The 20,461-nt window shown below is 68.8% G+C and carries 28 protein-coding genes; all 28 read left to right on the top strand.

The genetic code is table 11. The annotated features are described in order from the left end of the window. The first annotated feature begins 14 nt into the window (after positions 1 to 14). The 28 genes from FHX32_RS06080 (at position 15) to rplO (ending at position 20,357) form a co-directional block, all read left to right on the top strand. Positions 15 to 3,905: a DNA-directed RNA polymerase subunit beta' gene (locus FHX32_RS06080; RefSeq protein WP_167179823.1), complete on the top strand. Its 3,891-nt coding sequence runs from the start codon at positions 15 to 17 to the stop codon at positions 3,903 to 3,905. Between the two features lie 101 nt (positions 3,906 to 4,006). Beyond that, positions 4,007 to 4,375 (top strand): hypothetical protein, encoded by a 369-nt coding sequence (locus FHX32_RS06075; protein WP_167179822.1) that lies wholly within the window; start codon positions 4,007 to 4,009, stop codon positions 4,373 to 4,375. 605 nt (positions 4,376 to 4,980) lie between these two features. Next, on the top strand, positions 4,981 to 5,352 hold the full coding sequence (locus FHX32_RS06070) for a hypothetical protein (protein WP_486480925.1): 372 nt from the start codon (positions 4,981 to 4,983) through the stop codon (positions 5,350 to 5,352). A 510-nt stretch (positions 5,353 to 5,862) separates the two neighbouring features. Beyond that, positions 5,863 to 6,237: a 30S ribosomal protein S12 gene (gene rpsL / locus FHX32_RS06065; RefSeq protein ID WP_014440718.1), complete on the top strand. Its 375-nt coding sequence runs from the start codon at positions 5,863 to 5,865 to the stop codon at positions 6,235 to 6,237. A 1-nt stretch (position 6,238) separates the two neighbouring features. Continuing rightward, the gene (gene rpsG / locus FHX32_RS06060; RefSeq protein WP_046567226.1) at positions 6,239 to 6,709 is read left to right on the top strand and encodes a 30S ribosomal protein S7; all 471 of its coding nucleotides are present in this window, start codon (positions 6,239 to 6,241) and stop codon (positions 6,707 to 6,709) included. 75 nt (positions 6,710 to 6,784) lie between these two features. Continuing rightward, the gene (gene fusA, locus FHX32_RS06055) at positions 6,785 to 8,881 is read left to right on the top strand and encodes an elongation factor G (RefSeq protein ID WP_167179821.1); all 2,097 of its coding nucleotides are present in this window, start codon (positions 6,785 to 6,787) and stop codon (positions 8,879 to 8,881) included. Positions 8,882 to 9,103: 222 nt separating this feature from the next. Further along, a complete protein-coding gene (gene tuf, locus FHX32_RS06050; protein ID WP_167179820.1) occupies positions 9,104 to 10,297 on the top strand; it encodes an elongation factor Tu in 1,194 nt (397 codons plus the stop codon). Positions 10,298 to 10,647: 350 nt separating this feature from the next. Continuing rightward, positions 10,648 to 10,956: a 30S ribosomal protein S10 gene (rpsJ, locus tag FHX32_RS06045; RefSeq protein WP_007073037.1), complete on the top strand. Its 309-nt coding sequence runs from the start codon at positions 10,648 to 10,650 to the stop codon at positions 10,954 to 10,956. An 11-nt stretch (positions 10,957 to 10,967) separates the two neighbouring features. Beyond that, complete coding sequence (gene rplC, locus FHX32_RS06040) at positions 10,968 to 11,633, top strand: 50S ribosomal protein L3 (RefSeq protein ID WP_167179819.1); 666 nt, start codon at positions 10,968 to 10,970, stop codon at positions 11,631 to 11,633. Further along, positions 11,630 to 12,307, top strand: a complete 678-nt coding sequence (gene rplD, locus FHX32_RS06035; RefSeq protein ID WP_167179818.1) for a 50S ribosomal protein L4 — start codon at positions 11,630 to 11,632, stop codon at positions 12,305 to 12,307. The genes rplC and rplD overlap by 4 nt, the downstream gene beginning before the upstream one ends. Continuing rightward, positions 12,304 to 12,606, top strand: coding sequence for a 50S ribosomal protein L23 (gene rplW, locus FHX32_RS06030; RefSeq protein WP_088997375.1), 303 nt, complete (start codon positions 12,304 to 12,306; stop codon positions 12,604 to 12,606). Before rplD ends, rplW begins: the two co-directional genes overlap by 4 nt. Before the next feature lie 12 nt (positions 12,607 to 12,618). Beyond that, positions 12,619 to 13,458 carry a 50S ribosomal protein L2 gene (rplB, locus tag FHX32_RS06025; RefSeq protein ID WP_088997376.1) on the top strand — a complete coding sequence of 280 codons (840 nt, stop codon included), beginning with the start codon at positions 12,619 to 12,621 and terminating at the stop codon, positions 13,456 to 13,458. A 12-nt stretch (positions 13,459 to 13,470) separates the two neighbouring features. Beyond that, complete coding sequence (gene rpsS, locus FHX32_RS06020; protein ID WP_007073032.1) at positions 13,471 to 13,752, top strand: 30S ribosomal protein S19; 282 nt, start codon at positions 13,471 to 13,473, stop codon at positions 13,750 to 13,752. Positions 13,753 to 13,792: 40 nt separating this feature from the next. Further along, a complete protein-coding gene (rplV, locus tag FHX32_RS06015; RefSeq protein ID WP_088997377.1) occupies positions 13,793 to 14,248 on the top strand; it encodes a 50S ribosomal protein L22 in 456 nt (151 codons plus the stop codon). Next, complete coding sequence (rpsC, locus tag FHX32_RS06010) at positions 14,248 to 15,102, top strand: 30S ribosomal protein S3 (protein WP_088997378.1); 855 nt, start codon at positions 14,248 to 14,250, stop codon at positions 15,100 to 15,102. The genes rplV and rpsC overlap by 1 nt, the downstream gene beginning before the upstream one ends. A gap of 3 nt (positions 15,103 to 15,105) precedes the next feature. After that, positions 15,106 to 15,531 (top strand): 50S ribosomal protein L16, encoded by a 426-nt coding sequence (gene rplP, locus FHX32_RS06005; protein WP_007465292.1) that lies wholly within the window; start codon positions 15,106 to 15,108, stop codon positions 15,529 to 15,531. Beyond that, positions 15,531 to 15,767 (top strand): 50S ribosomal protein L29, encoded by a 237-nt coding sequence (gene rpmC / locus FHX32_RS06000; RefSeq protein WP_088991888.1) that lies wholly within the window; start codon positions 15,531 to 15,533, stop codon positions 15,765 to 15,767. The genes rplP and rpmC overlap by 1 nt, the downstream gene beginning before the upstream one ends. Further along, positions 15,764 to 16,039: a 30S ribosomal protein S17 gene (gene rpsQ, locus FHX32_RS05995; protein ID WP_088991889.1), complete on the top strand. Its 276-nt coding sequence runs from the start codon at positions 15,764 to 15,766 to the stop codon at positions 16,037 to 16,039. Before rpmC ends, rpsQ begins: the two co-directional genes overlap by 4 nt. Before the next feature lie 98 nt (positions 16,040 to 16,137). Further along, the gene (gene rplN / locus FHX32_RS05990) at positions 16,138 to 16,506 is read left to right on the top strand and encodes a 50S ribosomal protein L14 (RefSeq protein ID WP_007073026.1); all 369 of its coding nucleotides are present in this window, start codon (positions 16,138 to 16,140) and stop codon (positions 16,504 to 16,506) included. Further along, the gene (gene rplX / locus FHX32_RS05985) at positions 16,503 to 16,823 is read left to right on the top strand and encodes a 50S ribosomal protein L24 (protein ID WP_172896341.1); all 321 of its coding nucleotides are present in this window, start codon (positions 16,503 to 16,505) and stop codon (positions 16,821 to 16,823) included. Before rplN ends, rplX begins: the two co-directional genes overlap by 4 nt. Then, on the top strand, positions 16,823 to 17,392 hold the full coding sequence (gene rplE, locus FHX32_RS05980) for a 50S ribosomal protein L5 (RefSeq protein WP_167179817.1): 570 nt from the start codon (positions 16,823 to 16,825) through the stop codon (positions 17,390 to 17,392). Before rplX ends, rplE begins: the two co-directional genes overlap by 1 nt. Position 17,393: 1 nt before the next feature. Continuing rightward, positions 17,394 to 17,579: a type Z 30S ribosomal protein S14 gene (locus tag FHX32_RS05975; RefSeq protein WP_007073023.1), complete on the top strand. Its 186-nt coding sequence runs from the start codon at positions 17,394 to 17,396 to the stop codon at positions 17,577 to 17,579. A 96-nt stretch (positions 17,580 to 17,675) separates the two neighbouring features. After that, positions 17,676 to 18,083 carry a 30S ribosomal protein S8 gene (gene rpsH / locus FHX32_RS05970; RefSeq protein WP_088997380.1) on the top strand — a complete coding sequence of 136 codons (408 nt, stop codon included), beginning with the start codon at positions 17,676 to 17,678 and terminating at the stop codon, positions 18,081 to 18,083. A 16-nt stretch (positions 18,084 to 18,099) separates the two neighbouring features. Beyond that, entirely contained in the window at positions 18,100 to 18,642 is a 543-nt protein-coding gene (rplF, locus tag FHX32_RS05965) for a 50S ribosomal protein L6 (RefSeq protein WP_167179816.1), read from the top strand. Positions 18,643 to 18,694: 52 nt separating this feature from the next. Continuing rightward, positions 18,695 to 19,084: a 50S ribosomal protein L18 gene (rplR, locus tag FHX32_RS05960; RefSeq protein WP_073834923.1), complete on the top strand. Its 390-nt coding sequence runs from the start codon at positions 18,695 to 18,697 to the stop codon at positions 19,082 to 19,084. Between the two features lie 33 nt (positions 19,085 to 19,117). Continuing rightward, positions 19,118 to 19,732, top strand: coding sequence for a 30S ribosomal protein S5 (gene rpsE / locus FHX32_RS05955; protein ID WP_088997381.1), 615 nt, complete (start codon positions 19,118 to 19,120; stop codon positions 19,730 to 19,732). Next, positions 19,732 to 19,914: a 50S ribosomal protein L30 gene (rpmD, locus tag FHX32_RS05950; RefSeq protein WP_012015110.1), complete on the top strand. Its 183-nt coding sequence runs from the start codon at positions 19,732 to 19,734 to the stop codon at positions 19,912 to 19,914. The genes rpsE and rpmD overlap by 1 nt, the downstream gene beginning before the upstream one ends. Next, a complete protein-coding gene (gene rplO, locus FHX32_RS05945) occupies positions 19,914 to 20,357 on the top strand; it encodes a 50S ribosomal protein L15 (RefSeq protein ID WP_088991891.1) in 444 nt (147 codons plus the stop codon). Before rpmD ends, rplO begins: the two co-directional genes overlap by 1 nt. Positions 20,358 to 20,461: the final 104 nt, after the last annotated feature.

Genomic DNA, 20,461 nt, shown 5'->3' with positions numbered 1-20,461 from the left:
ACATAGGGGACATAGTGCTCGACGTCAACTTCTTCGACGAGCTGCGTATCGGCCTCGCCACCGCTGACGACATCCGTCAGTGGTCCCACGGCGAGGTCAAGAAGCCTGAGACGATCAACTACCGCACCCTGAAGCCGGAAAAGGACGGGCTCTTCTGCGAGAAGATCTTCGGTCCGCAGCGGGACTGGGAGTGCTACTGCGGTAAGTACAAGCGGGTCCGGTTCAAGGGCATCATCTGCGAGCGCTGCGGCGTCGAGGTGACCCGGTCCAAGGTCCGTCGTGAGCGGATGGGGCACATCGAGCTGGCCGCTCCGGTGACCCACATCTGGTACTTCAAGGGCGTGCCGAGCCGGCTGGGCTACCTGCTGGACCTCGCCCCCAAGGACCTCGAGAAGATCATTTACTTCGCCTCGTACGTCGTGACCAGCGTGGACGCCGAGGCGCGCCACCGCGACCTCTCGACCATCGAGAACGAGATCCTGGCCGAGAAGCGGCAGGCCGAGAACAGCCGCGACTCGGAGATCGAGAAGCGGGCCGCCAAGCTCGAGGCCGACCTGGCCGAGCTGGAGGCCGAGGGTGCCAAGGCGGACGTCCGGCGCAAGGTCAAGGAGGGCGGAGAGCGCGAGATGCGCCAGATCCGCGACCGGGCCCAGCGCGAGATCGACCGCCTGGACGAGGTGCTGGACACCTTCCGCAAGCTGGAGCCGAAGCAGCTGGTCACCGACGAGCTGCTCTACCGCGAGCTGCGGGACCGGTTCGGTGAGTACTTCACCGGCGGCATGGGCGCCGAGGCGATCAAGGCGCTGGTCCAGAACATGGACCTCGACGCCGAGGCGGAGAACCTGCGGGAGACCATCCGCTCGGGCAAGGGGCAGCGGAAGATCCGCGCGCTCAAGCGGCTCAAGGTCGTCGCGGCGTTCCTCAACACCCGCAACTCGCCGCTCGGCATGGTGCTGGACTGCGTCCCGGTCATCCCGCCGGACCTGCGCCCGATGGTGCAGCTCGACGGTGGCCGTTTCGCGACCTCCGACCTGAACGACCTGTACCGCCGCGTGATCAATCGGAACAACCGGCTCAAGCGGCTGATCGACCTCGGCGCGCCCGAGATCATCGTGAACAACGAGAAGCGGATGCTGCAGGAGGCCGTCGACGCGCTGTTCGACAACGGCCGCCGCGGCCGGCCGGTCACCGGCCCGGGTAACCGCCCGCTCAAGTCGCTGTCCGACATGCTCAAGGGCAAGCAGGGTCGGTTCCGCCAGAACCTGCTGGGCAAGCGCGTCGACTACTCCGGCCGTTCGGTCATCGTGGTCGGCCCGAAGCTCAAGCTGCACCAGTGCGGCCTGCCCAAGCAGATGGCGCTGGAGCTGTTCAAGCCGTTCGTGATGAAGCGGCTGGTCGACCTCAACCACGCGCAGAACATCAAGTCCGCCAAGCGGATGGTCGAGCGGCAGCGGCCGGTCGTGTGGGACGTGCTGGAAGAGGTCATCGGCGAGCACCCGGTGCTGCTCAACCGGGCGCCGACCCTGCACCGCCTCGGCATCCAGGCCTTCGAGCCGCAGTTGGTCGAGGGCAAGGCCATCCAGATCCACCCGCTGGTCTGCACCGCGTTCAACGCCGACTTCGACGGTGACCAGATGGCGGTGCACGTGCCGCTGTCCGCCGAGGCCCAGGCCGAGGCGCGGATCCTGATGCTGTCGTCGAACAACATCCTCAAGCCGGCCGACGGAAAGCCGGTCACCATGCCCACCCAGGACATGGTCATCGGCCTTTACCACCTCACCCACCTCACGCCCGAGGAGAAGGGTGCAGGCCGGGCGTTCAGCTCGGACGCCGAGGCGCGGATGGCGTACGACAACGGCGAGCTGCACCTGCAGGCTCCGGTGAAGATCCGGCTGCGCGGCGTGGTCGGGGTCGACAACGGCGCCGGCGCCGAGCCGTGGACCGCGCCGGAGGGCTGGGTCGAGGGCGACCCGCTGACCGTGGAGACCACCCTCGGCCGGGTGCTGTTCAACGAGACGCTGCCGCAGGGCTACCGCTTCGTGAACTACGAGATCCGCAAGGGTCAGCTGTCCGCGATCGTCAACGACCTCGCCGAGCGCTTCCCGAAGGTGGCCCTGGCGGCCACCCTGGACGGGCTCAAGGAGGCCGGCTTCCACTGGGCCACCTGGTCCGGCGTGACGATCGGCATGGAGGACGTCATCGCTCCGCCGCGCAAGGCGGAGATCCTGGAGCGGTACGAGAAGGAAGCCGACCGGATCGACAAGCAGTACCAGCGTGGTCTGATGACCGCCGAGGAGCGCCGCGGCGAGCTCATCGAGATCTGGACCAAGGCGACCAACGAGGTCGCCAAGGAGATGGACACCGCGCTGCCGCAGGAGAACCCGCTGTGGAAGATGATCAACTCGGGTGCCCGCGGTAACCTGCTCCAGCTCCGGCAGATCGCGGCGATCCGTGGTCTGGTCGCCAACCCGAAGGGTGAGATCATCCCGCGGCCGATCAAGGCCAGCTACCGGGAGGGTCTGTCCGTGCTGGAGTACTTCATCTCCACGCACGGTGCCCGGAAGGGTCTCGCCGACACCGCGCTGCGTACCGCCGACTCGGGTTACCTGACCCGTCGTCTGGTGGACGTCTCGCAGGACGTCATCATCCGCGAGGAGGACTGCGGCACCGACCGGGCGATCCCGATGCAGATCGGGCAGCGCACCGAGGACGGCCGGCTCATCGTGCACGAGCACGCCGAGACCAGCGTGCACGCCCGTACCCTGGCCGACGACATCAAGGGTCCGGACGGCACCGTCGTCGCCGAGCGGGGCGCGGACATCAACTCGGTCCTGGTCGACAAGATCGTCGCCGCCGGGGTGGAGTCGGTGCGGGTGCGCAGCGTGCTCACCTGCGAGTCGAAGCTGGGCGTCTGCGGTGCGTGCTACGGCCGCTCGCTGCCGACCGGCAAGACCGTGGACGTCGGCGAGGCGGTCGGCATCATCGCCGCCCAGTCGATCGGTGAGCCGGGTACGCAGCTGACGATGCGTACCTTCCACACCGGTGGTGTCGCGGGTGAGGACATCACCCAGGGTCTGCCGCGTGTCCAGGAGATCTTCGAGGCCCGGGTCCCGAAGGGTAAGGCGCCCATCGCCGACACCCCCGGCCGGATCCGGATCGAGGACGGCGAGCGGTCGCGGAAGATCATCGTGGTGCCGGACGACGGCAGCGACGAGATCGTCTACGACAAGATCTCCAAGCGGGTCCGGCTGCGGGCCCACGACGGCGATCACGTCGAGGTCGGCGAGAAGCTCACCGAGGGCACCATCGACCCGCACGAGCTGCTGCGCATCCTCGGCCCGCGCGCGGTCCAGGTCCACCTGACCCAGGAGGTCCAGGAGGTCTACCGCTCGCAGGGTGTGCTCATCCACGACAAGCACATCGAGATCATCATCCGTCAGATGCTCAAGCGGGTGACGGTCATCGACTCCGGCTCGACCGAGTTCCTGCCGGGCGTGCTGGTCGACCGGGCGCTGTTCGAGTCGGAGAACCGCCGGCTCGTCTCGGAGGGCGGCGAGCCCGCCGCCGGTCGCCCGGTGCTGATGGGTATCACCAAGGCCTCGCTGGCCACGGATTCCTGGCTGTCGGCGGCCTCCTTCCAGGAGACCACCCGGGTGCTGACGGACGCGGCGATCCACGCCCGCAGCGACTCGCTGATCGGCCTCAAGGAGAACGTGATCATCGGTAAGCTCATCCCGGCCGGTACCGGTATCAGCAAGTACCGCAACGTCCGGGTCGAGCCGACCGAGGAGGCGAAGGCCAAGGTCTACTCGATGACCGGCTACCCGGAGACCGACTACGGCTTCGGGCCGGCCAGCGGCCAGGCGGTGCCGCTGGACGACTTCGACTTCGGGTCGTACCGCTGATCGCACGAACACACGAGGCCCCCGGCAGCCGCCGGGGGCCTCGTCGTGTCCGGACCGGTGAGTGCCTGCCGGTGACGTAGGGCCGGGGCATGATGGTGGGCATGACGACCGCACCCGGGCAGGCGCCCGTCGCCCCGCAGCCGCTGCGCCACCCGCTCGACCCGGACCCGGCCCGCGCCACCAAGGCCAGGGCGGTCTTCGCGCTGGGGTTGATCGGCGCGCTCACCGGCCTGTTCCTGGGCGGGGTGGTGCCGGCCACGGTGGCGCTCCAACTGGCCCGGCAGGCGCGCCGGGAGGCGTACGCCTCGGGTGGTTTCCTGACCGGCGCGGCCTGGCTGCGGCGGGGTGAGTGGCTGGCCTGGACGGGCCTGTTGCTGGTCGCGGTCAGCCTGGTGGCCGCCGTGGTGGTCGGCGTGGTCCGGCTGGCTGACGCGCCCTTCGGGCAGGATTTCGCGCCGAACGTGGATTGACGCCGGCGGGGGAACCCGTCCCGCCGGGCACGGGCGCCGTGCGTCGCGACGGTAGCCTGGCCGGTGTCCGTCGCGCGGCGGTGGACGCCGACGGCCGACAGGAGGAGTTCGTGACGGAACCGGCGCGCCCCACCGGCGGTGACCCCGGGCAGCCCGCCGCCGGCAGCGCGGACGCCGCCCCGGCCAGTGGCAGCGGGTGGGCCCGTCCCGAGGCCGGGTCCGACGCCGCCCCGCCAGCGGGCTCGCCCGCCGGGCACCCGCCGGCGCCGTCCTCGCCGGACTCGACGCCTGCTCGGCCGGGGGGGCACGCGTCGGGTCGCCCGTCGGCCCCGCCGCCGGCGAGCCCATGGGGTGCGCCGCCCGGCCAGGCGTCCGGGAGCCCGTGGGGTGCGCCGTCGGGTCAGCAGCCGGCGAATGCATGGGGTGCACCGTCGGGGCAGCCTGCGGTGGGTCCGTGGGGTGGCCCGTCCGGTCAGCCGTCCGGGGGGCAGCCGGCTCCCGGCGGGTGGGGACCGCCCGCGCCGGGCTGGGGTGGGCCACCGCCCGGCGGGCCGGGGCTGCCCCCGCCGCCCCGGGAGACGGCCCGCCCGAGCCGGGTCGACCCGGTGCCGGGTACGCCGTTCGCCGTGGTGCACCTCGACGTACCACCGGTAACCTCGGGCCTGGCGGTTGGCTCGCTGGTGGCCGGGTTGGCCGCGATCCTGGTTTCGGTGCTGGTCTTCTGCTTCGGCGCGACCGGGGCGTCCGCCGGCGGCGTCTGGGCCTCCGGCGCGTTCACCGTGCTGGGCGTGCTGGCCGGGGCCGGCGCCGTGGTGGCCGGCCTGCTCGCCAGGCGGCAGATCCACCGCCCGGCGGCGCCGCCCGGGGTCCGGTTCACCGGTCGCGGGCTGGCCGTGGCGGGGATCAGCTGCGGTGCGGCGGGGCTGGGGCTCTGCCTGCTCGGGCTGGCGCTGGCGGTTCTGCTGTCGCTGAGCTGAGCGGCCGGGCCGTCGGGCACCCGGGCCGGCGTCCAGCAGGTGGGACCGGTCGGCCGGGGCCGACGGGCCGCGCCGCGGAGAAGCCGGTACACTTGTGTCTGTAGGTGCCCATCACGGGCGGTCGGGCGCGACGGAGCGATCAACGGGCGGTGAGACGTCCGGGCGAGCCATTCCGTTTTGACCTGCACGGCTGTGGTAGGTACTCTTTCCCCTTGTGCCCGGGCCAGCCCGGGCAACTCGTGCGTGCGCTGGTTCCGGTGAGCCGGACAGCGGCCGACAGGCACGACAGAGCCAGAAGACCCGGCACGCGGAGAGTCGTGTGCCGGCGACAGACCCCGGTACGTGCGCGAGCGTCCGCACCGGGACCGTGATCTGGGCGACACGCCCGACCGCGGGTGCCGGGACCTCCGCGAGGGGCCCCGGTCGGAATGTAAGAGGGTCGATCACCAGATCGGCTACGGCAGACGGCGCGGCCGCACCACCTGCGGCCGAAGGGAGCGGAGAAACCCGGTGCCCACGATCCAGCAGCTGGTCCGAAAGGGCCGCCAGGCGAAGACGAGCAAGACCAAGACCCCGGCGCTGAAGGGTTCCCCTCAGCGGCGCGGCGTGTGCACCCGCGTGTACACCACCACCCCGAAGAAGCCGAACTCGGCGCTGCGCAAGGTCGCTCGTGTCAAGCTCAGCAGCCAGATCGAGGTGACCGCCTACATCCCGGGTGTCGGCCACAACCTGCAGGAGCACTCGATCGTGCTCGTCCGCGGCGGCCGGGTGAAGGACCTCCCCGGCGTGCGGTACAAGATCGTCCGCGGTTCGCTGGACACCCAGGGTGTCCGCAACCGCAAGCAGGCGCGCAGCCGTTACGGCGCGAAGAAGGAGAAGAGCTGACATGCCGCGTAAGGGACCCGCTCCGCGGCGGCCGCTGGTCGCTGACCCGGTGTACAACTCGCCGCTGGTCACCCAGTTGGTCAACAAGATCCTGCTGCGCGGCAAGCGCCAGCTCGCCGAGCGCATCGTGTACGCGGCCCTCGAGGGCTGCCGTGAGAAGTCCGGCACCGACCCGGTCGTCACCCTGAAGCGGGCGATGGACAACGTCAAGCCGACCCTCGAGGTGCGCAGCCGCCGGGTCGGTGGCGCCACCTACCAGGTGCCGGTCGAGGTCCGTCCGGCCCGGGCGACCACCCTGGGCCTGCGCTGGCTGGTCACCTACTCCCGGGCCCGGCGCGAGAAGACCATGGTCGAGCGGCTGATGAACGAGCTGCTGGACGCGAGCAACGGCCTCGGTGCCGCCGTCAAGCGGCGCGAGGACACGCACAAGATGGCCGAGTCCAACAAGGCCTTCGCGCACTACCGCTGGTAACACCCTGGTTCCGGCGCTCACGAGGCGCCGGAACCGCCACCAGTTGTGTCGAGACGACGATAAGTAGGGATTGAAGTGGCCGCCGCAGACGCGCTCGCCAACGTACGCAACATCGGCATCATGGCGCACATCGATGCCGGTAAGACCACTACCACCGAGCGGATCCTGTTCTACACCGGTATCACGTACAAGATCGGTGAGGTCCACGAGGGCGCTGCCGTCATGGACTGGATGGAGCAGGAGCAGGAGCGCGGTATCACCATCACTTCCGCCGCCACGAAGTGCGAGTGGAAGGGCCACACGATCCAGATCATCGACACGCCCGGCCACGTCGACTTCACGGTCGAGGTCGAGCGGTCGCTGCGGGTGCTGGACGGTGCGGTCGCCGTCTACGACGGCGTCGCCGGCGTGGAGCCGCAGACGGAGAACGTCTGGCGGCAGGCGGACAAGTACAACGTGCCCCGGATGTGCTTCGTCAACAAGCTCGACCGGACCGGCGCGGACTTCTTCCGCTGCGTGCAGATGATGATCGACCGGCTCAACGCGACTCCGCTGGTGCTGCAGGTGCCGATCGGTGCCGAGTCCGACTTCATCGGTGTCGTGGACCTGGTCGGCATGCGTGCCCTCACCTGGCGCGGCGAGACCCAGAAGGGTGAGGACTACGCGGTCGAGGAGATCCCGGCCGAGCTGGCGGACACCGCCGCCGAGTGGCGCGAGAAGCTCCTGGAGACGCTGGCCGACGTCGACGACTCGGTGATGGAGAAGTACCTCGAGGGCGAGGAGATCTCCGTCGAGGACATCCAGGCCGGTATCCGCCGCGCCACCATCGCCGGCAAGGCCAACCCGGTGCTCTGCGGCACCGCGTTCAAGAACAAGGGCATCCAGCCGATGCTCGACGCGGTCGTCGCCTACCTGCCGTCGCCGCTGGACATCCCGGCGATCGAGGGCACCGCCACCGACGGCGAGACCCCGATGCAGCGGAAGCCGTCCATCTCGGAGCCGTTCTCGGGCCTGGCCTTCAAGATCCAGACCGACAAGCACCTCGGCAAGCTCACCTACGTCCGGGTCTACTCCGGCGTGGTCGAGTCCGGGTCCCAGGTGGTCAACTCCACCAAGGACCGCAAGGAGCGGATCGGCAAGATCTACCAGATGCACGCCAACAAGCGGGAGGAGCGCAGCTCCGCCAAGGCTGGCGACATCATCGCGGTGCAGGGTCTCAAGCAGACCACCACCGGTGACACCCTGTGCGACCCGGCGAACCCGGTCATCCTGGAGTCGATGACCTTCCCGGAGCCGGTCATCGAGGTCGCCATCGAGCCGAAGACCAAGGCTGACCAGGAGAAGCTCAGCACCGCCATCCAGCGGCTGGCCGAGGAGGACCCGACCTTCCGCGTCAAGCTGGACGAGGAGACCGGCCAGACGGTCATCTCCGGCATGGGCGAGCTGCACCTGGACATCCTGGTCGACCGGATGCGCCGCGAGTTCAACGTCGAGGCCAACATCGGTAAGCCGCAGGTGGCGTACCGCGAGACCATCCGCCGCCCGGTGGAGAAGGTCGAGTACACCCACAAGAAGCAGACCGGTGGTTCCGGCCAGTACGCCCGGGTGATCATCAGCCTGGAGCCGCTGCCGCTGGACAACGAGTCGCCGACCTACGAGTTCGCCAACGCCGTCACCGGTGGCCGCATCCCCCGGGAGTTCATCCCATCGGTGGACGCGGGCGCTCAGGACGCCATGCAGTACGGCATCCTCGCCGGCTTCCCGCTGGTGGGTGTCAAGCTGACTCTGGTGGACGGCCAGTACCACGAGGTCGACTCGTCCGAGATGGCGTTCAAGATCGCCGGTTCGATGGCGCTGAAGGAGGCGGCCCGCAAGGCCGACCCGGCGCTGCTCGAGCCGATGATGGCCGTTGAAGTCACCACTCCGGAGGAGAACATGGGTGACGTCATCGGCGACCTCAACTCCCGCCGTGGCATCATCCAGGCGATGGAGGAGCGCGGCGGTGCCCGCGTCGTCCGCGCCCTGGTGCCGTTGTCGGAGATGTTCGGCTACGTCGGCGACCTGCGGTCGAAGACCCAGGGCCGGGCTAGCTACAGCATGCAGTTCGACTCCTACGCCGAGGTTCCGGCCTCGGTGGCCAAGGAGATCATCGCCAAGGCGACTGGTGAGTGACGCTCGCCTGAGCTGATCCGATGAGCCGGGTCTGGTCGCGGGAGGGTTCTCCCGCCCGCGACCACCTCGGTCGGAATGTGTGAATCCGGGCCTGTAGGCTTCATCGCCGCAGAACCCACAAAGGCTCTCCGGCCGTCAGGTCGGAAAGGCTGTCGACAGAGTCCTAAGCGCCGACCGGCGCACCGGGGCGAACGAACCAAGAAAGTCCACAGGAGGACACCAGTGGCGAAGGCGAAGTTCGAGCGGACTAAGCCGCACGTCAACATCGGCACCATTGGTCACATCGACCACGGTAAGACGACGCTGACGGCGGCCATCACCAAGGTCCTGCACGACCAGTACCCGGACCTGAACCCGTACACGCCGTTCGACGAGATCGACAAGGCGCCGGAGGAGAAGGCCCGCGGCATCACGATCTCGATCGCGCACGTCGAGTACCAGACCGAGGCGCGGCACTACGCGCACGTCGACTGCCCCGGTCACGCCGACTACATCAAGAACATGATCACCGGTGCCGCGCAGATGGACGGCGCGATCCTGGTGGTCGCGGCGACCGACGGCCCGATGCCGCAGACCCGCGAGCACGTGCTGCTGGCCCGCCAGGTCGGCGTGCCGTACATCGTCGTGGCGCTCAACAAGAGCGACATGGTCGACGACGAGGAGCTCCTGGAGCTCGTCGAGCTCGAGGTCCGCGAGCTGCTCTCGTCGCAGGAGTACCCGGGTGACGACCTGCCGGTCGTCCGGGTGTCGGCGCTGAAGGCACTCGAGGGTGACCCCGAGTGGACCGGCAAGCTGATGGACCTGATGACCGCCGTCGACACCGCGATCCCGCAGCCGGAGCGCGAGACCGAGAAGCCGTTCCTGATGCCGATCGAGGACGTCTTCACGATCACCGGTCGGGGCACCGTCGTCACCGGTCGCGCGGAGCGCGGCATCCTCAAGCCGAACGAGGAGGTGGAGATCGTCGGCATCCGCGAGAAGTCGCAGCGGACGGTCTGCACCGGCATCGAGATGTTCCGCAAGCTGCTCGACGAGGCCCGCGCGGGTGAGAACGTCGGTCTGCTGCTGCGCGGCATCAAGCGCGAGGACGTCGAGCGCGGCATGGTGGTCGTCAAGCCGGGCACCACGACCCCGCACACGGAGTTCGAGGCGACGGTCTACATCCTCTCCAAGGAGGAGGGCGGCCGGCACACCCCGTTCTTCCAGAACTACCGTCCGCAGTTCTACTTCCGGACCACGGACGTCACCGGTGTCGTCACCCTCCCCGAGGGCACCGAGATGGTCATGCCGGGTGACAACACCACCATGACGGTGAAGCTGATCCAGCCCATCGCCATGGAGGAGAACCTCAAGTTCGCGATCCGCGAGGGTGGCCGCACCGTCGGCGCCGGGTTCGTCACCAAGATCATCAAGTGAGCTGGGTAACCCCGATTAGACCCGCCGCCGGTCGTGCGGCATACTAGTCAGGTTGCGTAACGACAGTTCGTCGCTCGTGTTCGGCCTTCGCCGAACCTCCGGGCGGTAGGACAGTCGGGCGTAGGGTGGTTGGCGGCCAGTCCGCCAACCACCCTCGCACGGCGTTCAGGTCGCGGTAGTGCGATCGGCGCCTTGACCCACCGCGCGGTCAGAATCGCTCCGGAGTCCCGGGGCGGAGCCTGGCCCGAGGGCGCGACACGCCCGACCGCGGGGGTCGGCGAAGTGGGCCTGTGCCAGCCGGTACAGGCGCCCGCAACACAGCGGCATCGAGAGAAGGAACAGAAGCCACCATGGCGGGACAGAAGATCCGCATCCGGCTCAAGGCCTATGACCACGAGGTCGTCGACTCCTCGGCTCGGAAGATCGTCGAGACGGTGACGCGCACCGGGGCGCAGGTCGCAGGCCCGGTGCCGCTGCCCACGGAGATCAACCGTTTCTGCGTTATCCGCTCGCCGCACAAGTACAAGGACTCGCGCGAGCACTTCGAGATGCGCACGCACAAGCGGCTGATCGACATCATCGACCCGACCCCGAAGACGGTCGACTCGCTCATGCGCCTCGACCTGCCGGCTGGCGTCGACATCGAGATCAAGCTGTAGGGACCGGACAAATGGACAGGCAAGTTAAGGGGATCCTGGGCGCGAAGCTCGGCATGACCCAGGTCTGGGACAACAACCGCGTTGTCCCGGTGACCGTGGTTCAGGCCGGCCCGTGCGTCGTCAGCCAGGTTCGTGACGCCGACAAGGACGGTTACTCCGCGGTCCAGCTGGCGTACGGCACGATCGACCCGCGCAAGGTCAAGAAGCCGATCAGCGGGCACTACGCGAAGGCGGACGTGGCGCCGCGCCGGCACATCGTCGAGCTGCGCACCACCGACGCCGCGGACTACTCGCTGGGCCAGGAGGTCACGGTCGAGCAGTTCCCGGTCGGCATGTCGGTCGACGTGACCGGCAAGACCAAGGGCAAGGGCTACGCCGGCCCGATGAAGCGGCACGGCTTCCACGGTCTGCGCGCCAGCCACGGTGTCGAGCGCAAGCACCGCTCGCCCGGCTCGATCGGCGCCTGCGCCACCCCGGGTCGCGTCTTCAAGGGCACCCGGATGGCGGGCCGGATGGGTGGCGTGCGCTTCACCGTCCAGAACCTGACCGTCCAGGCGGTCGACACCGAGAACAACCTCCTGCTCGTCCGTGGCGCCATTCCCGGCCCCAAGGGCGCGCTGGTCCTGGTCCGCAGCGCGGCCAAGACCAAGGCGAAGAAGGGCGGTGCGGCCAAGTGACCACCGTTGACGTCCTCAACGTCGAAGGCAACAAGGCGGGCTCCGTCGAGCTGCCGGCCGACATCTTCGACGCCCAGGCCAACGTCGCGCTGATGCACCAGGTCGTGGTGGCCCAGCTCGCGGCGGCCCGGCAGGGCACGCACAAGACCAAGACCCGCGGCGAGGTCGCCGGCGGCGGCAAGAAGCCGTACAAGCAGAAGGGCACCGGTCGTGCCCGGCAGGGCTCGATCCGCGCTCCGCAGTTCGCCGGCGGTGGCGTGGTGCACGGTCCGGTGCCGCGCGACTACAGCCAGCGGACCCCGAAGAAGATGAAGGCCGCCGCGCTGCGGGGTGCCCTCTCGGACCGGGCCCGCGCCGGGCAGGTGCACGTCGTCGAGGCGTTCGTCTCCGGCGAGAAGCCGTCGACCAAGGCGGCCCTGGCCACGCTGGCCAAGCTGACCGACGCCCGCCGGGTGCTGGTCGTGCTGAGCAGCACCGACGAGCTGAACTGGGTGTCGCTGCGCAACGAGCCGCGGGTGCACCTGATCGAGGCCGGCCAGCTCAACACGTACGACGTGCTGGTGGCCGACGACGTGGTCTTCACCAAGGACGCCCTGGACGAGTTCCTCGGGCTGCCGACGGAGGTCGGCCAGGCGGCCGAGACCGCCGAGACCACCGAGGAGGGTGGCAAGTGAGCACGATCGCCGACCCGCGCGACATCATCGTGGCGCCGGTCGTCTCGGAGAAGAGCTACAGCGAGCTGAACCGCAACTGGTACACCTTCCTGGTGCACCCGGACGCGAACAAGACGGAGATCAAGATCGCTATCCAGCAGATCTTCAACGTCCGCGTCCTGACGGTCAACACGCTCAACCGCGAGGGCAAGCGCAAGCGGACCCGCACCGGGTTCGGCCAGCGCAAGGCCACCAAGCGGGCGATGGTGAAGCTGGCTGACGGTGACCGTATCGAGGCCTTCGGCGGCCCGGTCAGCTGAGGGGTGTAGACAATGGCTATCCGTAAGTACAAGCCGACGACGCCGGGCCGGCGTGGCTCGAGCGTCGCCGACTTCGCCGAGATCACCCGGTCGACGCCCGAGAAGTCGCTGCTGGCTCCGCTGCCCAAGAAGGGCGGTCGCAACGCCCACGGCCGGATCACCACCCGGCACCACGGCGGCGGCCACAAGCGCCAGTACCGTCTGATCGACTTCAAGCGGGTCGACAAGGACGGCGTGCCGGCGAAGGTCGCCCACATCGAGTACGACCCGAACCGCACCGCGCGGATCGCGCTGCTGCACTACGCCGACGGCGAGAAGCGGTACATCATCGCGCCGAAGGACCTGAAGCAGGGCGACACCGTCGAGTCGGGTCCGGGCGCGGACATCAAGCCGGGCAACAACCTGCCGCTGCGCAACATCCCGGTCGGTACCACGATCCACAACGTGGAGCTCCGTCCCGGTGGTGGCGCCAAGCTGGCCCGCTCGGCCGGCGTCGGCATCCAGCTGCTCGGCCGCGAGGGCGCGTACGCGACCCTGCGCATGCCGTCCGGTGAGATCCGGCGGGTCGACGTCCGCTGCCGCGCGAGCGTCGGCGAGATCGGCAACGCCGACCAGTCGAACATCAACTGGGGTAAGGCCGGCCGGATGCGGTGGAAGGGCAAGCGCCCGACCGTCCGTGGTGTCGCGATGAACCCGGTCGACCACCCGCACGGTGGTGGTGAGGGTAAGACCTCCGGTGGTCGCCACCCGGTCAACCCGCAGGGTAAGCCCGAGGGCCGCACCCGTCGTAAGGGCCAGCCGAGTGACCGGCTGATCGTCCGCCGCCGCTACGCCACGCGTAAGCGCGGCTGAGGGAGATAAGACATGCCTCGCAGCCTGAAGAAGGGCCCGTTCGTCGACGACCACCTGCTCAAGAAGGTGGAGACGCAGAACGACAAGGGCTCGAAGAACGTCATCAAGACCTGGTCGCGGCGCTCGACGATCATCCCGGAGATGCTGGGCCACACGATCGCGGTGCACGACGGACGCAAGCACGTCCCGGTGTTCGTGACCGAGGCGATGGTCGGGCACAAGCTCGGCGAGTTCGCGCTGACCCGCACGTTCAAGGGTCACGAGAAGGACGACCGGAAGAGCCGTCGGCGCTGACGCCGCGGGCATACGGATAGAGGAACAAGGGGTTACAGCGATGCCAGGAAAGGGCGACGCTCCGGTGCTTCCGGGCGCGCGGGCGGTTGCGCGGCACGTGCGCATCTCGCCGATGAAGGCGCGCCGGGTGGTCAACCTCGTCCGCGGTTTGCCCGCGAAGGAGGCGCTCACGGTGCTGCAGTTCGCGCCGCAGGCCGCGAGCGAGCAGGTGTACAAGGTGCTCGCTAGCGCGATCGCCAACGCGGAGAACAACGAGCGGCTGGACCCCGACGCGCTGCTCGTCAGCGAGGCGTACGTGGACGAGGGCCCGACCATGAAGCGGTTCCAGCCGCGGGCGCAGGGCCGGGCGTACCGGATCCGGAAGCGCACCTGCCACATCACGGTGGCGGTCGAGGCCGTCGCGCCGGCCGCCCCGCGTAAGGCCGCGAAGAAGACGGCCCCGGCGAAGCAGGCCGCGCCGGCCGAGACGCAGAGCAACACGGAGGGCGCGGAGTAATGGGTCAGAAGGTTCACCCGCACGGGTTCCGGCTCGGTATCTCGACCGACTGGAAGTCCCGCTGGTTCGCGGACAAGCTCTACAAGGACTACATCGGCGAGGACGTCAAGATCCGCCGGATGATGTCCAAGGGCCTGGAGCGCGCCGGCATTTCCAAGGTCGACATCGAGCGCACCCGGGACCGGGTCCGGGTCGACATCCACACCGCCCGGCCGGGCATCGTCATCGGCCGCAAGGGTGCGGAGGCCGACCGGATCCGCGGCGAGCTGGAGAAGCTGACCGGCAAGCAGGTGCAGCTCAACATCATCGAGGTGAAGAGCCCCGAGTCGGACGCTCAGCTGGTCGCGCAGGGCGTGGCCGAGCAGCTGTCCAGCCGGGTCAGCTTCCGTCGGGCGATGCGCAAGGCCATGCAGTCGGCGATGAAGAACCCGGTCTGCAAGGGCATCCGGGTGCAGGTCTCGGGCCGCCTCGGCGGCGCCGAGATGAGCCGGACCGAGTTCTACCGCGAGGGCCGGGTCCCGCTGCACACGCTGCGGGCCAACATCGAGTACGGCTTCTTCGAGGCCCGTACCACCTTCGGCCGGATCGGCGTGAAGGTCTGGATCTACAAGGGCGACGCGGTGCCGGGTCGGGAGACCCCGGCCGAGGCTCCGTCGCGCCCGCGCCGTGAGCGCGGCGACCGCCCCGAGCGGCCGCGCCGTGGTCGGTCCGGCTCGTCCGGCACGACCGCCGGCGGCACCGAGGCCGGCCGGGCCGCCGCGACCACGCTCGCGCAGCAGGCCGAGACGCCGAGTGGTGACGCGGTGGACCCCGCCGCCGTCGCCGCCGCGGCAGAAACGCAGCAGGAGGGCTGACAGATGCTGATGCCGCGCAAGCCCCCGAAGGGCTTCCGCAAGCCGCACCACCCGGACCGCAGCGGCGCGTCCAAGGGCGGCAACCGGGTGGTGTTCGGCGAGTTCGGGATCCAGGCTCTCGAGCCGGCGTACGTGACGAACCGCCAGATCGAGTCGGCGCGTATCGCGATGACCCGCCACATCAAGCGTGGTGGCAAGGTCTGGATCACCATCTTCCCGGACCAGGCCCTCACCAAGAAGCCGGCGGAGACCCGGATGGGTTCCGGTAAGGGTTCGCCCGAGTGGTGGGTCGCCAACGTGAAGCCGGGGCGGGTGCTCTTCGAGATGTCCTTCCCCAACGAGCAGATCGCGCGAGAGGCGATGCGTCGCGCGATCCACAAGCTCCCGATGAAGTGCCGCATTGTGACGCGCGAAGTGGGTGAATCCTGATGGCAGCGGGCGTTAAGGCCGCCGAGCTGCGTGAGCTCTCCGAGGAGGAGCTGGTCACGCGGCTGCGCGAGGCCAAGGCGGAGCTGTTCAACCTCCGCGTGCAGGCCGCAACCGGGCAGCTGGACAACAACCGGCGGCTGCAGGTCATCCGTCGGGAGATCGCCCGGATCTACACGATCATGCGTGAGCGCGAGCTGGGGCTCTCGGCCGCGCCGACTGAGGTGACTGCATCATGAGCGAGAACACCACCGCCACCGCGCGGGCCCGCCGCAAGGTGCGTGAGGGCCTCGTGGTCAGCGACAAGATGGAAAAGACCGTCGTGGTCGAGGTCGAGGACCGGGTCAAGCACGCGCTGTACGGCAAGATCATGCGCCGGACCAGCAAGCTGAAGGTGCACGACGAGCAGAACTCGGCCGGCATCGGCGACCGGGTCCTGATCATGGAGACCCGGCCGCTCTCCGCGACCAAGCGGTGGCGGCTCGTGGAGATCCTCGAGAAGGCCAAGTAGCGAAGGCTCGAGCTCGGCCGGTCTCGGTCGGGCGCAGGTTCCGCCAGGCTCCGGCCGCCGCGGTGCGGCCGGAGAACCGGCAGACATAGGAGATAGACGTGATTCAGCAGGAGTCGCGACTGCGCGTCGCCGACAACACGGGTGCCCGGGAGATCCTGTGCATCCGGGTTCTCGGTGGCTCCGGTCGGCGCTACGCGAGCATCGGCGACGTCATCGTGGCCACCGTCAAGGACGCGATCCCGGGTGCCGGTGTGAAGAAGGGCGACGTCGTCAAGGCGGTCGTCGTTCGCACCGCCAAGGAGAAGCGGCGCCCGGACGGCTCGTACATCCGCTTCGACGAGAACGCCGCCGTCATCATCAAGGACGGCGGGGACCCGCGCGGCACCCGTATCTTCGGCCCGGTGGGCCGGGAGCTGCGGGACAAGCGGTTCATGAAGATCATTTCTCTCGCGCCGGAGGTGTTGTGACCGTGAAGGTCAAGAAGGGCGACACGGTCGTCGTCATCGCCGGCAAGGACAAGGGTGCCAAGGGCAAGGTCATCGCGGCCTACCCGCGGCAGGACAAGGTCCTGGTCGAGGGCGTGAACCGGGTCAAGAAGCACACCCGCATCAGCACCACCCAGCGTGGCGCCAAGACCGGTGGCATCGTCACCCAGGAGGCCCCGATCCACGTCTCGAACGTGCAGGTCCTGGACTCCGACGGGAAGCCGACCCGCGTCGGCTACCGGATCGACGAGAACGGCCAGAAGGTCCGCATCGCGCGTAGCACCGGTAAGGACCTGTGATGAGCACGGCTACCGAAACCAAGACCATGCCGCGTCTCAAGGAGCGGTACCGCAACGAGATCGTGGCCCAGCTGCGCGAGCAGTACACCTACGGCAACCCGATGCAGGTGCCGCGGCTGGTCAAGATCGTCGTCAACATGGGTGTCGGCGAGGCCGCCCGGGACGCCAAGCTGATCGACGGCGCCGTCCGCGACCTGGCCACGATCACCGGTCAGAAGCCGCAGGTGCGGCGGGCGACCAAGTCCATCGCGCAGTTCAAGCTGCGCGAGGGCATGCCGATCGGCGCGAAGGTGACCCTGCGCGGCGACCGGATGTGGGAGTTCCTGGACCGGCTGCTGTCGATCGCGCTGCCGCGTATCCGTGACTTCCGCGGTCTGGACGGGCGCAAGCTCGACGGGCACGGCAACTACACGTTCGGTCTGACCGAGCAGTCGGTGTTCCACGAGATCGACCAGGACAAGATCGATCGGCAGCGGGGCATGGACATCACGGTGGTCACCACCGCCACGACCGACGACGAGGGCCGGGCGCTGCTCAAGCTCCTGGGCTTCCCGTTCAAGGAGAACTGAGATGGCCAAGAAGGCGCTGATCCTCAAGGCGGCCGCGAAGCCGAAGTTCTCGGTTCGCGCGTACACCCGCTGCCAGCGGTGCGGGCGTCCGAAGGCGGTCTACCGCAAGTTCGGTCTCTGCCGGGTGTGCATCCGGGAGATGGCCCACCGCGGTGAGCTGCCCGGCGTGTCCAAGGCTTCCTGGTAATAGCCCGGCGCGCTTCGCGCGTCAGCTGAACTGTCTCTTCGCCGTAGGCCCCGGGCCGTGCCCGGGGAACCCCGGCGAGAAAGGTTGACGAATTTCATGACGATGACCGACCCGATCGCAGACATGCTCACGCGTCTGCGTAACGCCAACCAGGCGTACCACGACCGGGTGACGATGCCTTACTCCAAGATCAAGGCGAACATCGCCGAGGTCCTGAAGTCCGAGGGCTACATCTCCACCTGGTCGGTCGAGGAGCCCGAGGAGGGCGCCGTCGGCAAGCGACTGGTCGTCGAGCTGAAGTACGGCCAGAACCGGGAGCGGAGCCTGGCCGGCATCAAGCGTGTGTCCAAGCCCGGTCTCCGGGTGTACGCCAAGTCGGACGGGCTCCCGCGGGTGCTCGGCGGGCTGGGCGTGGCGATCATTTCGACGTCCCAGGGGCTGCTCACCGACCGGCAGGCCCGCAAGCGGAGCGTTGGCGGGGAAGTCCTCGCCTTCGTCTGGTAACGGGAGACAGGTAGAAATGTCGCGTATTGGACGTAAGTCGATCCCGGTACCAGCCGGCGTCGACATCACCATCGACGGCCAGACCGTCAAGGTCAAGGGCCCGAAGGGCGAGCTGTCGCACACCCTGGCCGAGCCGATCACCATCGAGCGGGCCGAGGACGGGCAGCTGAACGTCAACCGCCCGAACGACGAGCGCAAGGCCAAGGAACTGCACGGCCTCAGCCGGACCCTGGTCGCCAACATGATCGTCGGCGTCACCGAGGGCTACCGTAAGAGCCTGGAGATCGCCGGCACCGGTTACCGGGTCACTGCCAAGGGCAAGGACCTCGAGTTCGCGCTCGGGTTCTCGCACCCGGTCACCGTGCAGGCGCCGGACGGCATCACCTTCACGGTGGAGAAGCCGACCCTGTTCCACGTGGCCGGCATCGACAAGCAGCTGGTCGGCGAGGTCGCCGCCAACATCCGGAAGATCCGTCCGCCGGAGCCCTACAAGGGCAAGGGTGTCAAGTACCAGGGCGAGGTCATCCGCCGCAAGGCCGGTAAGGCAGGTAAGAAGTAATGGGCGAGGTCATCCGCCCCTGCAAGGCCAAGGCTGGAAAGGCAGGTAAGAAGTGAGCGCCACGCTGCTCAAGCGCCGCCGCGGCGTTGCCGCCAAGCGCGCCGTCGGGCGTGCGCGTCGGCACTTCCGGGTCCGCAAGAACATCAGCGGCACCGCCGAGCGTCCCCGCCTCGTGGTCACCCGCTCGCTGCGGCACATCGTCGCCCAGATCGTGGACGACACCAAGGGGCACACCCTGGCGTCGGCCTCGACCCTGGACGCGTCGCTGCGCGGTGCGGAGGGCGACAAGAGCGCCCTGGCCGGCAAGGTCGGCGCCCTGCTCGCCGAGCGGGCCAAGGCCGCCGGCATCTCCAAGGTCGTCTTCGACCGCGGTGGCAACCGGTACGCGGGGCGGGTCGCCGCGCTGGCCGATGCCGCCCGCGAAGCCGGGCTCGAGTTCTAACAACCCCGTCACGAGAGAGAAGGAAGGCTGCTGATGCCAGGTCAACAGCGCCGTGGCGGCGGGTCCGGTGGCAACGAGGGTGGTCGCCGCGACAACCGCCGTGAGGGCGGCCGCGGAAACGCGCCCGTCGAGAAGACCCCGCACCTCGAGCGGGTCGTCGCGATCAACCGCGTCGCCAAGGTCGTGAAGGGTGGTCGTCGCTTCAGCTTCACCGCCCTGGTGATCGTGGGCGACGGCGACGGCACGGTCGGCGTGGGCTACGGAAAGGCCAAGGAGGTGCCCGCGGCGATCGCCAAGGGTGTCGAGGAGGCCAAGAAGCACTTCTTCAAGGTGCCACGGATCGGTCAGTCGATCCCGCACCCGGTCCAGGGCGAGGACGCCGCCGGCGTCGTGCTGCTCAAGCCGGCCTCGGCCGGTACCGGTGTCATCGCCGGTGGTCCGGTGCGTGCCGTGCTGGAGTGCGCGGGCATCCACGACGTGCTCTCCAAGAGCCTCGGGTCGTCCAACCCGATCAACATCGTGCACGCCACCGTGGCGGCGCTGAAGGGGCTGGAGTCCCCCGAGGCGGTCGCGCAGCGCCGTGGCCTGCCGGTGGAGGACGTCGCGCCGGCCGCCATGCTGGCGTCGCGGGCGGGGGTGGCTTCCTGATGGCACGTCTCAAGGTCACCCAGGTCCGGTCCGAGATCGGGACCAAGCAGAACCAGCGTGACTCGCTGCGTTCGCTCGGTCTCAAGCGGATCAACGACGTGGTGGTCAAGGAGGACCGGCCCGAGATCCGCGGCATGATCTTCACTGTGAACCACCTCGTGAAGGTCGAGGAGGTCGAGTAATGACGATCAAGGTCCACCACCTGCGTCCGGCGCCGGGGGCCAAGACCGCGAAGACCCGCGTGGGTCGCGGTGAGGGCTCCAAGGGCAAGACCGCCGGTCGCGGTACCAAGGGTTCGAAGGCCCGCAAGAACATCTCGGCGGCGTTCGAGGGTGGGCAGATGCCCATCCACATGCGCCTGCCGAAGATGAAGGGCTTCAAGAACAAGTTCAAGGTGGTCTTCCAGGTGGTCAACCTGGACCGGCTCGCCGAGCTGTTCCCGAACGGTGGCCAGGTCGGCCCGCTGGAGCTGGTCGAGGCCGGCGCGGTCCGCAAGGGCCAGCCGGTCAAGGTGCTCGGCACCGGCGACCTCGGTGGCGTGGCTCTCCAGGTGTCGGCGCACGCGTTCAGCGCGTCGGCCAAGGAGAAGATCACCGCTGCCGGCGGCTCGGTCACCGAGCTGTAAGGACTGCATGACCCGTGGCGCCCGTCCAGTTGCCCGTAACTGGCGGGCGCCACGGTCTACCTGGGCCCTGTGCGCCGGGTAACATCAAACTCGGTTTATGTAGC

It is taken from the genome of Micromonospora sp. CNZ280 (assembly GCF_011759515.1).
This window is presented reverse-complemented; position numbering and strand designations above follow the sequence as displayed.

Coding starts and splice junctions, on each gene's coding strand:
- rplO (WP_088991891.1), top strand. CDS start 19,914: ATGACGATCAAGGTCCACCACCTGCGTCCGGCGCCGGGGGCCAAGACC.
- rplF (WP_167179816.1), top strand. CDS start 18,100: ATGTCGCGTATTGGACGTAAGTCGATCCCGGTACCAGCCGGCGTCGAC.
- FHX32_RS06075 (WP_167179822.1), top strand. CDS start 4,007: ATGACGACCGCACCCGGGCAGGCGCCCGTCGCCCCGCAGCCGCTGCGC.
- rplE (WP_167179817.1), top strand. CDS start 16,823: ATGAGCACGGCTACCGAAACCAAGACCATGCCGCGTCTCAAGGAGCGG.
- rpmD (WP_012015110.1), top strand. CDS start 19,732: ATGGCACGTCTCAAGGTCACCCAGGTCCGGTCCGAGATCGGGACCAAG.
- rpmC (WP_088991888.1), top strand. CDS start 15,531: ATGGCAGCGGGCGTTAAGGCCGCCGAGCTGCGTGAGCTCTCCGAGGAG.
- rpsE (WP_088997381.1), top strand. CDS start 19,118: ATGCCAGGTCAACAGCGCCGTGGCGGCGGGTCCGGTGGCAACGAGGGT.
- rpsS (WP_007073032.1), top strand. CDS start 13,471: ATGCCTCGCAGCCTGAAGAAGGGCCCGTTCGTCGACGACCACCTGCTC.
- rpsJ (WP_007073037.1), top strand. CDS start 10,648: ATGGCGGGACAGAAGATCCGCATCCGGCTCAAGGCCTATGACCACGAG.
- rplB (WP_088997376.1), top strand. CDS start 12,619: ATGGCTATCCGTAAGTACAAGCCGACGACGCCGGGCCGGCGTGGCTCG.
- rplV (WP_088997377.1), top strand. CDS start 13,793: ATGCCAGGAAAGGGCGACGCTCCGGTGCTTCCGGGCGCGCGGGCGGTT.
- rpsC (WP_088997378.1), top strand. CDS start 14,248: ATGGGTCAGAAGGTTCACCCGCACGGGTTCCGGCTCGGTATCTCGACC.
- rpsG (WP_046567226.1), top strand. CDS start 6,239: ATGCCGCGTAAGGGACCCGCTCCGCGGCGGCCGCTGGTCGCTGACCCG.
- rplP (WP_007465292.1), top strand. CDS start 15,106: ATGCTGATGCCGCGCAAGCCCCCGAAGGGCTTCCGCAAGCCGCACCAC.
- rpsQ (WP_088991889.1), top strand. CDS start 15,764: ATGAGCGAGAACACCACCGCCACCGCGCGGGCCCGCCGCAAGGTGCGT.
- rpsH (WP_088997380.1), top strand. CDS start 17,676: ATGACGATGACCGACCCGATCGCAGACATGCTCACGCGTCTGCGTAAC.
- FHX32_RS05975 (WP_007073023.1), top strand. CDS start 17,394: ATGGCCAAGAAGGCGCTGATCCTCAAGGCGGCCGCGAAGCCGAAGTTC.
- rplC (WP_167179819.1), top strand. CDS start 10,968: ATGGACAGGCAAGTTAAGGGGATCCTGGGCGCGAAGCTCGGCATGACC.